Source organism: Kitasatospora sp. NPDC056446 (assembly GCF_042796115.1).
In the GTDB taxonomy this organism is placed as follows: domain Bacteria; phylum Actinomycetota; class Actinomycetes; order Streptomycetales; family Streptomycetaceae; genus Kitasatospora.
Window position 1 is genome coordinate 166,350 of the sequence record NZ_JBHTRF010000003.1, and the last position, 13,674, is coordinate 180,023.

A 13,674-nucleotide genomic window follows, 5' to 3' on the forward strand; every position below is an offset into this window, starting at 1 on the left:
CACCGTACGGGCGGAGGCGGGCGCGCGGAAGGAAACCGGAGCGGGCGCTTCGATGGCGGGGCGGCGCTGTCCGAAACCGGCCCCCGGCGGCCGGCGGCGCCTCAACGGCCGCCCGAGACCTCCAGGAACGCCCCGGTGGTGTACGAGGCGGCCGGGGAGAGCAGGAACAGGATCGCCTCGGCGACCTCCTCCGGCTGCCCGCCGCGCCGCATCGGCAGGCCGGGGGCGACCCGGTCGACCCGGCCGGGCTCGCCGCCGAGCGCGTGGATGCCGGTGTGGATCAGGCCCGGGCGGACGCAGTTGACCCGGATCCCCTCGGCCGCGACCTCCAGGGCGAGGCCGCGGGTCATCGAGTCCACCGCGCCCTTGGCGGCCGCGTAGTCGACGTACTCGTTGGGTGAGCCGATCCGGGAGGCGGCCGAGCCCACGTTGACGATCGCGCCGCCGCGACCGCCGTGCCGGGTGGACATCCGGCGGACGGCCTGGGCCGCGCACAGGAACGGGCCGGTGATGTTGGCGGCCCAGATCCGGTTCAGCCGGTCCTCGTCGATGTCCTCCAGCCGGCACTGCCGCTCCAGCGTGCCCGCGTTGTTCACCAGGCCGGTGAGCGGCCCGAGTTCGGCGTCCACGGTGGCGAACAGCCGTTCCACCTCGGCGGCCCGGCTGACGTCGGCGCGTACGGCGAGGGCGGTGCCGCCCTCGGCCCGGACCGCGTCCACGACGGCGGCCGCCGAGGCCTCGTCCGTACGGTAGTTGACGCAGACCCGGTGGCCTCGGCGGGCGGCCAGCAGCGCGGTGGCGGCGCCGATGCCGCGGCCGGCGCCGGTGACGAGCAGGACATCGTCGGTGGTGGTGGTCGACATGGCCGGTACGCTACCCGGCCGCCCGGCCGGCCACCGCCGGACCCGAATCCGGTCACCCGGCGCGGACCGGAATTCGTTGGCCCGGCGCGGCCCGGACCAGGGAGGATGCCGGTACCCGTTCCGCGGCCCGTCCGCGCACCTCCCGGGAGGAGACCGCCCGTGCCCGCCGCCGCCCCCGGCACCGTCCTGCTCTCCGGCATCGTCGGATCCACCGCGTACGGCTTCGCGCACGCCGGTTCCGACATCGACCGGCTGGGCCTGTTCGCCGTCCCCACCGAGGAGTTGCACGGCCTGCACCGCCCGGCCGAGTCGCACGTCGGCACCGCGCCGGACGTCACCCTGCACGAGGCCGCCAAGTGGTGCCGGCTCGCGCTGGGCTGCAACCCGACCGCCTCCGAACTCGTCTGGCTGCCGGACGGGCTGTACGAGACCCGCACGCCGCTCGGCGAGGAACTGATCGGCATCCGCACCGCCTTCCTCAGCGCGACGGCCGTCCGGAACGCCTATCTCGGCTACGCCGACCAGCAGTTCCGCAAGCTGCTGACCCGCGACACCGCCGACCCGGACACCCGGCGCCGCGCCGCCAAGCACGCCCGGCACCTCGTCCGGCTGGTCGAGCAGGCCGTCCGCCTGCACGAGACCGGCCGCAACCTGATCCGGCTGCCCGACCCCGAACGGATCCGCGACCTCGGCGAACGCATCGCCGACCGCCCCGCCGTCGCCGAGTCGTTGCTCGCCGACGCCGCCGACCGCCTGGCCGGCCCCGGCGTCCTGCCCGCCGCTCCCGACCCGCGCCCCGTCGAGGACTGGCTCCGACGGGTCCGGGCCGCGCACTACACACCGCCTCGAGAAGCGCTCCACGGTTCCGGCGCGTCCGCGCAATCCACTGGCGGAGCCGTGGGCCCCACCGGGTAGGATCGCCGTGGCCCTCCCCACCAGGCACCAACGGGACCAAGGGCCTCGGGGCACTAGCTCAATTGGCAGAGCTGCGGACTTTTAATCCGTAGGTTCAGGGTTCGAGCCCCTGGTGCCCCACCGACGAAGAGCCAGGTCAGGCCGCAGCCGACCTGGCTCTTTCCGTTGCCGGACGCCGGACGGTGCCCGGCGCCCGGCGGACGACGCGTGTCGCGTGTCGGGTGTCGCGGTTCAGCGGCCGGCGCCGGTGGCGACGGACTCGATGACGCCCTGCCAGACCCGGCGGTAGCCCCCGCGGAGCGGGCCGCCGGCGAGGTCGAGGATCTCCGAGGCCGCCTCGACCAGTGGTGCCGGGTCCTGTGAGGCGCCCAGCCGGGCGTGGGCCTCCAGCAGGGCGGTGCCGCGCGAGGGGTCGGCCTCCAGCAGGCGGCGCGGAAGCCACTTGCCGCTGCCCGTCCAGGCCCGGTGGTGGTCGCACAGCAGGTCGGCGGCGGTGGTGACGACGAACCCGGCGACAGCCAGCCGTTCGAACGGATCGGTCGCGTCGCGCAGGTCGTCCAGGGCGTCGGTCAGGCCGTAGCGCTTGGTCTCGACGACGTCCGGTCCGAGCGCGGCCGGGCCGCGGCGGAGGTCCTCCTCCGCCAGCGCCCGGGCGCGCCCGGCCTCGCCGTCCACGTCGACCAGGACCAGGCCGGTGGCGTACATGCTCTGCAGGACCGCCCGGCGGGTGTCGGCGTCCACCGCGAAGAGGTCGCGGAGCCCGGCCCGGGTGTGGACGAAGAGCTCCACGACCCGTCCCTCGAAGTGGAGCGTCTCCCGGTAGGTCTCGCCGCCGCTGGCGACCAGGACGGCGAGGTCCAGGTCACTGCTCGCGGTCGCCCGTCCCGAGACGGTCGATCCCGCCAGGACCACGGCGAGGGCGCCGGGGAACCGCTCCTGGACGAGACGTCGTGCTTGATCGATCGGATCGTGTCGCATCCGACCACGGTGCCACGGAAGGACCGGGCCGTCACACCGCGTCCCGGTAGACGGAGGCGCCCAGGGCCGGGAGCCGCTCGACCGAGTCGATGTCCGGCCCGGCCGGCCCGCCGTGGACGAGGACGCTCCGCAACGCCTCCTCCAGTGCCACCTGGGCGATCCCGGCCCCGAGGCAGAAGTGCCGCCCGTGGCCGAACGCCAGTGAGGCACCGCTGCCCCGCGGGGAGTGCGCCGAGGCCGGGGCGTCGTCGGCCGGGGCGTCTTTGGCCGGGGTGTCATCGGCCGGGGTTTCGACCGCGGCGGCCCAGGCCAGCACGCCGACGACCCGTTCCCCCGCCCCGATCCGCCGGCCGCCGAAGTCGATCGGGCAGCCGGAGCGGCGGGGCGCGAAGTGGAACCCGGTGTCCCGGCCCAGGCACAGGTCGACCAGTCCGGCGAAGTCGCCGGCGCCGGCCGCCTCCTGGGCCCGCGGCAGGTGCCGGAGCGAGCGCAGCGCGCCGGTCAGCGCGTGGGAGGTGGGGTCCAGGGCCCCGGTGACGATCTGCATGTAGACGGCGGCCAGTTCGCGCCCGGACAGCCGCACCCCGGCCGCGGTCAGCTCGTTCAGCAGCCAGTCCGCTCCGCTGCGGCCGCGTGCGGCCAGCCACTCCTCCAGTTCCGCGAGCCGGTCCAGGGCGGCCCGCGCCATCCCGATGTCCTGACCGTCGTTGGACAGGTAGCCGATGGTCGGCGCGGTCATCGCGCGGAGCCGCTCCACCTCCTCGGCGGGCAGCCGCAGCAGGAGGGAGAGCATCGCCTCGCTCACCGGACGGGCGAAGGTGGCGACCGGGCGGCGGCCGTCCATCCGCCGGACGATGTCCGCGAAGGCGGTGCGGAAGGCCGGCCGGAGCTGCTCGGCCCGGGCCCGGGAGAAGGACCTGCGCAGCGTCCGGCTGGCCGCGCGCTGCGCGGGCGCGTCCGAGAACACCGGCCAGCACCCCAGGAAGGCCTCCAACTCCTCGACGGTCTCGGCCCCGGGGGCGCCCACCAGCGCGGGCTCCAGCGGGGAGGCGCCGCGCGCGACGAAGCGGTGGTCGGTCAGCATCTCCCGCACCCGCACCGGGTCGGTGACGTACCAGGACCGGGTCGGCTCGTGCCAGACGGCCGCCTCGCCGGTGGCCCACAGCAGTTCGTAGGCCTGGTAGGGGTCGCCGGTGAGCAGCCGGTCGACGTTCCCGTGCGCCGGGCAGCCGCCGCCGCTGGGTGCCGTCCGTGCGGTGTCGGCCTCGTGGGCCGGTCCGGAAGTTCCGGGCATGGGCTTGGGTGAACCTTTCTCGCTGTTCGGTTGCTCCGCTGTTCGGTTGCTCCGCTGTTCCGGTGCTCCGCCGTTCGGTTGCCCCGCTGTCCGGTTGCCCCGGTCAGGCTCCCCGGACGGCGCCGAAGCGCAGTGACACCTGCCCGTTCGACGCCGCCGTCAGTTCCGCGGCCCGGCCGAGCGGGACCGACATGATGGGGTCGACGTGGCCGAACGGGAGGTCGGCCACCACCGGTACCGCCAGCCCGCCGGTCACTTCGCGCAGCCGCTTGAGGACCGTCTGCGGGTCGATCTCGACGCCGCTCGGGATGCGCCCGAGGGCGAGCCCCGCGATCCGTCCGAACTCCTCCTGCCGGCTGAGCTGGTGGAGGAGCCGCAGGGCCTGCCATTCGAGCGCGCTGTCGGAGATCTCGACCAGCAGGACGCGGTCGGAGAGCCGGGGCCAGTACGGCGTCCCGGCGTGCGACATGAGGGTCTCCAGGTTGAGCGCGAGGACCTCGCCGCGCCCGACCCCCGGCCTGATCACGAGCGGGGCGGAGGCCCGCACCGCGGCCCGCCGTACCCCGTCCCCGGTCTCCCAGCGGGGCCGCTCGTCGACCCGGACGTCGGTCCAGGACGCCTGGTAGGCCTCGCGCCGGGTCGCTTGCAGCAGGGACTCCAGGGAGTACCGCGGCACTCCCCCGAACTCGCCGAACTGGGGCAGCACCGCCGGACCGTAGATGCTCGCCAGCCGGGCCCGCTCGCTCAGCAGCAGGTGGAACGAACTGGTGTCGCTGTACCCGACGAACCACTTGGGGTTGGCGCGGACCAGCTCCAGGTCCACCGAGTCCAGCACCTGGTGCGAGGCCCAGCCCCCGATCGCCGACACGATCGCCGAGACGTTCGGGTCGGCGAACCCGCGGTGCAGGTCCTCCAACCGGGAGGCGACGGTCTCCTCGCCGGGCTTGCGGCGGTCGGAGACGTGGCCGCCGAGCCGGACCCGGAACCCGCTGCGCTCCAGTTCCTCGACACCCCGCCGGAGCCTGCGGCCGAACCTGGACGGGGTGTTGGAGGACAGCGACACCACCAGGATCTCGTCACCCCGCCTCAGCGGCGGGGGGAAGGCGACTCCCGGCATGTCACTCGTCCCGGCCCGCCCGCGGCGCGGCGGCGGGGCTCGCCGTCTCGCGGGAGGCGAGGGTGCGCCGGATCCGGTCGGCGACCTCCGGGAGCGGGACGTCCGTCTCCTGCGAGCCGTCGCGGAACCTGAGCGCCGCGGTGCCGGCGGCCACGTCCCGGTCGCCGGCCACGACGACGAAGGGGGCGCGCAGCCGCTGGGCGTTGAGGATCTTCTTCGGCAGCCGGTCGCCGGAGGTGTCGAGCTGGGTGCGTACGCCGGACTCCAGGAGTTCGGCGAGGAAGCGCGAGAGGTACTCGGTGTGACCCGACTCGGCGTCGGCGCGCACCGGCACGCCCGCCACCTGGACGGGGGCCATCCAGGCCGGGAACTGCCCGCCGTAGTGCTCGATCAGGACGCCCAGGAACCGCTCCAGGGATCCGAAGAGCGCGCGGTGGATCATCACCGGGCGCACCCGGGAGCCGTCGGCGGCCTGGTACGACAGTTCGAACCGTGCCGGGGTCTGGAAGTCGAGCTGGATGGTCGACATCTGCCAGTTCCGGCCCAGCGAGTCGCGCACCTGGACGCTGATCTTGGGACCGTAGAAGGCCGCGCCGCCCGGGTCCGGCACCAGGTCCAGTCCGGTGGACTCGGCGGCGGCGACCAGCGCCTCGGTGGCGGTGCCCCAGTCCTCGTCGCTGCCGATGAACTTGTCGGAGTCGTCGCGGGTCGAGAGCTCCAGGTAGAAGTCGTTCAGGCCGAAGTCGCGCAGCAGGTCCAGCACGAACGCGAGGACGGTCTTCAGTTCCTCCTGGATCTGCTCCTGGGTGCAGAAGATGTGGGCGTCGTCCTGGGTCATGTTCCGGACCCGGGTCAACCCGTGCAGGGTGCCGGACCGCTCGTACCGGTGCACCGATCCGAACTCGAAGAGCCGCAGGGGCAGTTCCTTGTAGGAGCGGCCGCGGTTCTTGAACACCACCGCGTGCATCGGGCAGTTCATGGCCTTGAGGTAGTACTCGCTGCCGTCCACCGCCATGCCGGGGAACATGCCGTCGGCGTAGTAGGGCAGGTGGCCGGAGCGCAGGAACAGCTCCTCCTTCGCGATGAAGGGGGTGTTGATCAGCGTGTACCCGGACCTGCGGTGCTTGTCGAGCGAGTAGCGCTGCATCTCGTCGCGGATCGCCGCGCCGTTCGGCAGCAGGATGGGCAGGCCCGGGCCGATCTCGTCGGCGAAGGTGAACAGTTCCATCTCGGAGCCGAGGCGGCGGTGGTCCCGCCGGGCGGCCTCCGCCAGGAACTCGCGGTGGCGGGCCAGCGCGTCCTCGTCGGCCCACGCGGTGCCCTTGATCCGCTGGAGGCTCTCGTTGGCCTCGTCCCCCCGCCAGTACACGGCGGAGGAGGCGGTCAGCTCGAACGCGGTCAGGTAGCCGCTGTCGGGGGCGACCACCTCGGTGCCGAGCCCGGTCCACAGCGGTTCGGCGCCCTCCGGGCCGACCGGGTGGCGGAAGGCGTTCGGGGCGTCCTGGCCGAGCCGCTCCCCGGCGATCTCCCTCAGGAACCGGTTGCCGGCCGCCGCGGCGTCGGCCTCCTCGGCGGAGGTGATCGGGAAGGCGTCGAGCGGCAGCCGGCGCTTGACGATGCGGCGCATCCGCTTGTCGAGTCGCTTGAGCACCTCGGGGGTGACCGGTTCGAGGCCGGCGAAGTCGGCGTGGAAGCCGTCCTCGGCCTGGTCGGAGCCGGCCGGCAGGGCGTCCGGGAACTCCTCGCGGACGGCCATGGCCAGGACCAGCGCGGCGGTGGCCCGCAGGACCCGCAGACCGGCCTCGCTCCCGGCCGTCAGGACCCGGGCCTCGCCCGGCTCGTCGGCCGGCCGGCGCAGCGACCGGACCCGGCCGCCGGTCTCGACCGCGACGGCGGTGCCCGGGCGGCCGGGGGTACGGGCGTCCTTCGGCAGGGCGGAGAGGGGGGAAGCGTCGGCTTCCACGTGGAGGGGGAGGTGGAGGTCCTGGTCCAGGACCGGTGCTTCAGCCATTGTTCTGTGACTCCGTCGCGGTGACTTTGACTTGTCGTTACTTGCGCACGAGGTGGAACACGAGGTCGCCGGGGTACTCCCCGTCGCCGTACGGGGTGCCCCGGTAGTCCGAGTCGATCCGGACGACCTCGAATCCCGCGCGCTCGATGAGCGGGACCACTTCCCCGAGGAAGTAGTAGCGGGTGCGGTAGTGCCAGTGCAGGTCGTAGCTCTCGCCCTCGGGCGTGGTGACCGTGTAGTCCTCCTCGACGAGCTGCGTCTGCCGGAAGTGGTCCCGGTCGTCGACGGTGACCACGCGCTCGATGCGGTGGCCCTCGGCGTCCTCGAAGACCTGGGTGGCGATGACGCCGGTCTTGGCGAGCAGGGGGATCGAGGGGTTGAACAGGTCGAAGACGAAGGCGCCGCCGGGCCGCAGGCTCCGCGCGACCGCCCGGAGGCAGGCCTCCAGCTCGGCCGGGTCGGTGACGTGCTGGAACACCCGGAAGGGGGCGATCGCCAGGTCCAGGTCCTCGCCCCGGAAGTCCTGGATGAGCTCGCAGCGGGCCTCGACGGTGTCGATGCCCCGGGCGCGCAGACCCTCCGCCAGGACCTCGACCTCGTCGGCGTCCATGTCCACCGCGACGATGCGGGTCTGCGGCAGGCGCTCGGCCAGTCCGAGGGTCACCCGCCCGGTTCCGCAGCCGAACTCCGCCAGGCGGCGCGGCGCGGCCCGGACGGCCTGCTCCAGGTAGAACTCCACGTCCTCGGTGCGCGTCTCGTAGACGAGGTCGTACACGGAGGCGACGTTCTTGTACTTCAGGTCCACAGGTTGGTCTCCAGGTGTTCTGACCAGAGGGTGTCGAGGCCGGCCAGGGCGGGGCCCTCCGCGGCGTGGAGGCCGTCCAGCCACGTGCGGAGCTCCGTCCGGCCGACGCCGGAGCGGGTGACGGCCGTGCGGCAGGCCTCCAGGTACTTGCGCATGAGCTTGGTCCTGGCGTCCCGGTTGGACGGTCGCAGCCCCTCGGTCCAGAGCACCGAGGCGACCAGGAAGGCGTCCTGCAGATGGCGGTCGGCCCAGTGGTCGCCGGTGGGCCCGGCGGGGAAGGGGAAGGCGTCCAGTACGTGGTCGAGGCCCAGCCGGGCCCGCAGGACGGTGGTGTCGCCGAACCCGATCTCGGTGAACGGCCCGGTGGCGTGCTCCGCCTCGTCGCAGGTGAAGTCGATGTAGTTGCCCACGTCGTCGTACTCGCCGGTCCCGGGGTGGCGCAGTGCGACGTTGAAGTTCACCCCGTGGACGCCGGGGATGCCGATGGTGTGCGTGTAGTACTCCGGCGGCCGGCTGTCCCACTCGACCCGGACCCGCTGCGCGAAGACCTCGACCGCCCGGGACAGGCCGCGGTGCGCGCGGCTCGCGCGGACCAGGACGTCCTCGGGGGCGAACCCGCAGCGGTCCAGGAAGAAGGCCAGGGTCTGCCGGGCCGGGACCGGCCCGTCGTCGGCCGGGAGGACGATCGAGAAGTTGGTGAAGTGGCCGCCCCAGCCGAACGGAGTGGTGCAGTCGCCGAGCGTCCGGAGGTTCTGGGTGCGGACCGCCGGCTGGACCGCCAGCACCCCGCCGGTCGGGACTCCCCACGGGATCCAGGGCTTCAGCGCGCTGATCGACGATCCGATGAGGTGGACCGAGCGGTCGGCCCCGGAGGAGATGCCCACCGCGGGCACCCGTCGGGCCTGCGGGAAGGAGTCGACGAAGTCGTCGGCGATCCGCCGCCGCAGGGCCGTGACGGGGTGTGCGCCGCCATCGGATCCCCGCCGTCGGGCGGGGGCGAGGAGTACGGGCCCGGCCACGGCTAGGGGGCCAGGGTCAGGCCGTTGAGGCGGGGCACCAGCTGGAGGTCACGGATGTCGTCGTGGCGCAGCAGCCACATCAGCCAGCGCTCGACACCGAGACCGAACCCGGAGGTGAGCATGGGGCGCTCGGACTTCATCCGGACGTACCACTCGTACTCCTCCTCGGCGACCTCGTGCTGGGCGAGCGCCTTGCGGGTCTGCTCGCCGTCGACGTGCCGCTCGCCGGCGCCGGCGACCTCGCCGATGCCGAGCAGCAGGTCGGCGCAGCGGGCCTTGTCCGTGCCGGGCTCGTAGGCCTGGTAGAAGGGCACCGACAGGTGGTCGAAGTGGGTCAGCCAGAGCACCGGGCTGATCTCGTCCATGAGCCGGCGCTCGCCGGCGCGGGTGATGGTCCGGAAGCCGGCCGGGTCGTGGCGCACGCAGGCCGGGTCGTTGCGGAGGTGGTCGACGGCCTCGTCCACGCTGATCTGCGGGATGACCTCGGTCTCGGCCATCCGGACGATGTGGTCGACGGAGCCGGCCACCGCGGCCAGCTCGCCCTCGAACTCGCGCAGCGCGGCGCGGGCCAGCGTGCGGGTGTACTGGCCGACCACGTCCTGGACGTCGGTGAGGCCGCCGAGGATCTCCGCCTCGCTGTGGAAGAACTGGTTGAGGTGGGTCTTGTCGGCGTCCTCGCCGCGGAAGCTGGGCATCAGGTACCAGGCGCCCTCGGGGGCGATCCGACAGCCGTACTCCAGCAGGAACTGCATGGAGTCGGCCAGGTAGACCTTCTCGCCGAACAGGTCGATCCGGACGGGCAGGCTGTCGCTGCCCAGCCCCATCGGGCTGGAGACCGAGCCGGTGGTGATCGGCAGGTGCAGGTTGAGTGCGCGGCGCTCCTTCCAGAACTCGGCGGTGGTGTGGAGGAGTTGGTCCTGCAGCCGGACCAGGAGCTGCATGGCCGGGTCGTCGAGGATCTTGATGAAACGGTCCGGGTCGGTCACCGCGGCGGTGGGCTTCATTCCTGAGCCTTTCAGAGGGATTACGGGAACAGTACAGATGTCATGACTTAGTGGTCAATAAAAAAGTCATGCGGTCATTCGGTCTTGTCGACGGCTACGACGCGGAATTCTGCGGTATATCTTTCGCCGTTGCCGTCGCTCAGCCAGGTGTCCGGGTGGTCCGGCAGCAGTTCGGTCAACCCGAGCCGTGCGGACGGGAGTTCGGCGGCCCGGCGGGCCGTCCTGGCGAACAGGTTGACGAGTGGGAGGCTCTCGAAATCGAGGAAAGCGGGCTTGTCCTCGGTGGGGGAGCGGTAGAAAAGCCGTTCCGGCAATCCGGCCGCCGCCCGCCAGGCCCGGGCGGCCAGGAAACGCTCCGCCTCGTCGGATACGGCCGTCCACGCCAGGTCCGTCGCGTCGACGGACCAGGACTCCCGGGCGACGACCAGCCGGTCGATGACCACCCGGGGCCGGTGCGCGGCCGCGGCGAAGGGCTTGAAGCTGTTGACCGCCACCCCGGACAGCAGCTCGCCCAGCATCTCCAGCAGGTCGCAGCGGAAGTCGCCGGCCGCCGACCGGACGACGAGCCCGCCGTCCTCGCGGTGGACGGACAGGTCGGCGAGCGTCAGCACCGGGCCCGTGGGTTCGACGCTGGGCGAGCGGAGCGTCCAGTACGTGTACTCGGGGGACAGCAGCGCGGAGGGCGGTGCCAGCCGTGAGGTGACGGTGGGCCAGTCCTTCGGCGGGACCAGGTAGACCCGTCGGCCGGCGTGGTCGGCCGCGTCCGCCGCGCGCAGCCGCGCCGGTTCGGGGTGCTGCTCGACGAACACCCGGCTCTCCAGGGTGTTGAGCGCGGTGTGGAGTTCGCCGAGCACGGCCAGCCAGCGGCCCGCCGCGATGTCCGCCGCGCCGGGCGCCGCGATCATGAGGTCGGGGGAGTGGTGGACGGCGGCGGCCCAGGGCGGCCGGACCGCCGGGAACTCCCGCGCGAACCGCTCGGCCAGCTCCGCGGCGGTGAATTCGCGCGGCCCCGGCCCGTCCGCCTCGCCGAGCGCCCGTGCCCACCGCTCCTGGAGCTCGGCGACGGCGGCCCGGACGGGGGCGGGCAGGGCCCGTGCGGAGTAGAAGAGGTGAGGGGTGGCCGAGGCCAGCAGGCGGGCGAGCGGCATCGCCGGCTCCCCGCTGCGGGCCGACCAGCGCTCGGCGATGCCCAGGAACAGGGCCCGGTACTCGTCGGCGATCCGGCCCACCAGCCAGCGGGCGCTGTCCAGGACCAGCCCGAGCGGAGCGGCGAGCCCGTCGCGCAGGTCCGTGCCCAGCCGGACCTCCACGTCGCGCACGCAGTCCTCGTAGACCAGCGTCCGGCCGGCGTAGTTGCGTCCGTGGTGGCGTTCGGCCGCCGTTCCGGTGGCGCTCAGGAAGGCGTCGTTGAGGTCGTCCATGGCGTCGGCGAGCGCCCGGGCGTCCCCGGCCGCCGCCGCGACGGCGTCGCGGGCCCGGCAGAGCCGGTCGAGGACGGCCAGCGCGCGCCCGCGCACCGCCGGGTCGCCGATCCGGTCGAGCCTGGCCCGCAGGGTCAGCTCCGGCCGGGCCTCGACCGGCCCCTCCAGGCCGAGCGTGACCAGGTCGCGGTCGCGCAGAGCGGTGAGCACGGCCAGGACCTCGGCCTCGGGGTGCGCGGCCGGGTCGGGCAGCGCGGCGTGGACCTCCCGGGCGGTGCGGGTGCCGTCGCAACGGGCGAGCACCGCGTGCTCCAGCGGGTCGAGCGGCTGATCCCCCTTCCCCGCCCGGTGCAGTACGCCCTCGCCGAGCCGGTCGGCGGCCGAGCGGCTCGGTATCAGCCAGGGGGCGAGGTCCGGATCGGCGCCGAGGGCCCGGGCGAGCGTGTCGATCGCCCAGGACTCGAAGTAGACGGTGCGCCGGGAGAGCGCCCCGCCGCCCGACTCGGCCGCGAGTGCCCGTGGTTCGTCGTCCCAGCGCGCCCAGCCGACCGGTCCGAAGAAGCCGATGGTGTCGTTCTTCATCGCGTACCGCTGCAGGTAGCTGGTGACGGTGAGTTCATGGGAGCGGCCGCGCGCGTTGCGCGGCTCCCCGGCGGCGGCCTTGTCCAGGCAGTCCGCGACCAGACGCCGGTTCTGCCAGGTGACGGCCTCCCGGAAGAGCGGGTCGCCCGCGGTGGCGCGCACCGCCGCGGACAGCCGCGCGGTCGCCTCCCCGAAGGCCTGCCGGTAGCCGTCCGGGGTCAGCGTGCCCGCGAGGGCGGCGTCGGCGGCGCAGGCCAGCGCGGGATCGGCCAGGGCGCGGATCCGCTCCGCCGGGAAGCCGGCGCCGCGCAGCACCGCCTCCCGCCACAGGCGCCAGCCGGTGCCGCCGAGCGGAACGGTGTGGTCGGTGGGCGACTCGGCCATGTCGGTCCTCGTGGTCGGGGCGGATGGATGGCGCCGGGGGCGGCCCGGCCGGGGTGGTCCCCGGGTGCCGCGGCTTCGGCGACCCGAACGATACGCAGAATATGACTCAATGGTCAATAAAACTTGTCAAGCTCCTTGAACCCGCCCTTCCGGGCTGGCATCGTGAACCCCCGGAAGAGATCTGCCACCGTTCGGAGGGTGAGTTTTGAAGGCGATACGGAATGCCCGTGACCGGGTCCTGGCCGCGATCGGGGAGGGCACCCACCTGGGCATCCAGCTGTATGTGTCACGACGCGGCGAGGTGCTGCTGGACGAGGCCTACGGCGAGGTCGAGCCGGGGGTGGCGCTGACCGTCGAGGACCGGCTGCCGTGGATCTGCTGCACCAAACTGCTGGGCGCCCTGGCGGTCGGGCAGCAGCTGCGGGCCGGGGCGGTCACCGCGGACACGCCGCTGGCCGAGCTGGTCCCGGAGTTCGCGGTGCGCGGCAAGGAGCGCGCGACCCTGGCCCAGCTGATGTCGCACGCGCTGCCGTTCCGGCCGGAGAGCGTCGCCCTCCCCTACTCGGGGCTGGGCCACCAGGAGGCCTTCGAGGCGGCCTGCGCCATCGAGCTGACCGGCGAGCCCGGCACCGGCGGCTGGTACAGCGCCATGGAGTCCTGGGTCGTCCTCGCCGAGATCGTGCGGCGACTGACCGGGCAGGACTACGCCGAGTACGTGGCCGAGCGGGTGCTGCGGCCGCTCGGCATGACCCGTACGGTGTTCGCCGAGGCCGGCACGCCGGAGGCCCGACCGCCGCGCGAGGTGGGCCTGTTCGAGCGGGTCGACGGCCGGCAGGTGCCGAGCGGCCGGGTCTCCGCCAAGGTGCTGGCGCCGCACCTGCCGGGCACCGGGGCCTGGGGGCCGGCGGCCGAACTGGCCCGTCTGGTGGAGTGCCTGGCCGCGCCGGAGCGCCACCCGGAGCTCGGGCTGGACCGCGCGACGGTGGACCTGCTCGCCGCCGACCACCGCAGCGGGCTGCCGGACCGCAACTTCGGCGACCTCGACCTCGCCTGGGGCCTGGGCATGTGCACCGACCGGGCCTGGTACTCCGCCCCGGCCGGGGCCCGGGTGGCCGGGCACACCGCCTACGGCTGCGGCATGGTCGTCGCCGACCTCGACCGGGACCTTGCGGTCTCCTTCCTCTCCAGCAGCGTGGTGCCGCCGGGCGGCAGCGGCAGCCGGCTGGAGAACCTCATCGTGCGCGACCTCTGCCGGGCGGTCCGGGAATCGGCGTGACCGCC

11 protein-coding genes and 1 tRNA gene are annotated in these 13,674 nt (G+C 73.7%); 3 read left to right on the plus strand and 9 right to left on the minus strand.

All coding sequences use genetic code 11. The features are described 5' to 3' along the window. Positions 1-101: 101 nt before the first annotated feature. A complete protein-coding gene (locus ACFQ6N_RS03390) occupies positions 102-863 on the minus strand; it encodes an SDR family oxidoreductase (RefSeq protein WP_380646549.1) in 762 nt (253 codons plus the stop codon). 159 nt (positions 864-1,022) lie between these two features. On the opposite strand from ACFQ6N_RS03390, the gene ACFQ6N_RS03395 reads away from it, so the two are divergent. Then, positions 1,023-1,778 carry a DNA polymerase beta superfamily protein gene (locus ACFQ6N_RS03395; RefSeq protein ID WP_380646550.1) on the plus strand — a complete coding sequence of 252 codons (756 nt, stop codon included), beginning with the start codon at positions 1,023-1,025 and terminating at the stop codon, positions 1,776-1,778. 47 nt (positions 1,779-1,825) lie between these two features. Then, a tRNA-Lys gene (locus ACFQ6N_RS03400) sits at positions 1,826-1,898 on the plus strand. Between the two features lie 111 nt (positions 1,899-2,009). Here the strand turns inward: ACFQ6N_RS03400 and ACFQ6N_RS03405 are convergent. The 8 genes from ACFQ6N_RS03405 to ACFQ6N_RS03440 form a co-directional block, all read right to left on the minus strand. Further along, positions 2,010-2,756 carry a nucleotidyltransferase domain-containing protein gene (locus ACFQ6N_RS03405; RefSeq protein ID WP_380646551.1) on the minus strand — a complete coding sequence of 249 codons (747 nt, stop codon included), beginning with the start codon at positions 2,754-2,756 and terminating at the stop codon, positions 2,010-2,012. 31 nt (positions 2,757-2,787) lie between these two features. Then, the gene (locus ACFQ6N_RS03410; protein WP_380646552.1) at positions 2,788-4,050 is read right to left on the minus strand and encodes a cytochrome P450; all 1,263 of its coding nucleotides are present in this window, start codon (positions 4,048-4,050) and stop codon (positions 2,788-2,790) included. Positions 4,051-4,153: 103 nt separating this feature from the next. After that, positions 4,154-5,167 carry an LD-carboxypeptidase gene (locus ACFQ6N_RS03415; protein ID WP_380646553.1) on the minus strand — a complete coding sequence of 338 codons (1,014 nt, stop codon included), beginning with the start codon at positions 5,165-5,167 and terminating at the stop codon, positions 4,154-4,156. 1 nt (position 5,168) lies between these two features. Next, positions 5,169-7,178 carry a threonine--tRNA ligase gene (gene thrS / locus ACFQ6N_RS03420; RefSeq protein ID WP_380646554.1) on the minus strand — a complete coding sequence of 670 codons (2,010 nt, stop codon included), beginning with the start codon at positions 7,176-7,178 and terminating at the stop codon, positions 5,169-5,171. Between the two features lie 37 nt (positions 7,179-7,215). Beyond that, entirely contained in the window at positions 7,216-7,983 is a 768-nt protein-coding gene (locus tag ACFQ6N_RS03425; protein WP_380646555.1) for a class I SAM-dependent methyltransferase, read from the minus strand. Beyond that, positions 7,974-9,002 carry a hypothetical protein gene (locus ACFQ6N_RS03430; RefSeq protein ID WP_380646556.1) on the minus strand — a complete coding sequence of 343 codons (1,029 nt, stop codon included), beginning with the start codon at positions 9,000-9,002 and terminating at the stop codon, positions 7,974-7,976. The genes ACFQ6N_RS03425 and ACFQ6N_RS03430 overlap by 10 nt, the downstream gene beginning before the upstream one ends. Before the next feature lie 2 nt (positions 9,003-9,004). Next, the gene (locus tag ACFQ6N_RS03435) at positions 9,005-10,006 is read right to left on the minus strand and encodes an amino acid--tRNA ligase-related protein (protein ID WP_380646557.1); all 1,002 of its coding nucleotides are present in this window, start codon (positions 10,004-10,006) and stop codon (positions 9,005-9,007) included. Positions 10,007-10,080: 74 nt separating this feature from the next. Continuing rightward, positions 10,081-12,393: a lantibiotic dehydratase gene (locus ACFQ6N_RS03440; protein ID WP_380646558.1), complete on the minus strand. Its 2,313-nt coding sequence runs from the start codon at positions 12,391-12,393 to the stop codon at positions 10,081-10,083. Between the two features lie 205 nt (positions 12,394-12,598). Here ACFQ6N_RS03440 and ACFQ6N_RS03445 point away from each other — a divergent pair, with 205 nt between their 5' ends. After that, on the plus strand, positions 12,599-13,669 hold the full coding sequence (locus ACFQ6N_RS03445; protein ID WP_380646559.1) for a serine hydrolase domain-containing protein: 1,071 nt from the start codon (positions 12,599-12,601) through the stop codon (positions 13,667-13,669). Positions 13,670-13,674: the final 5 nt, after the last annotated feature.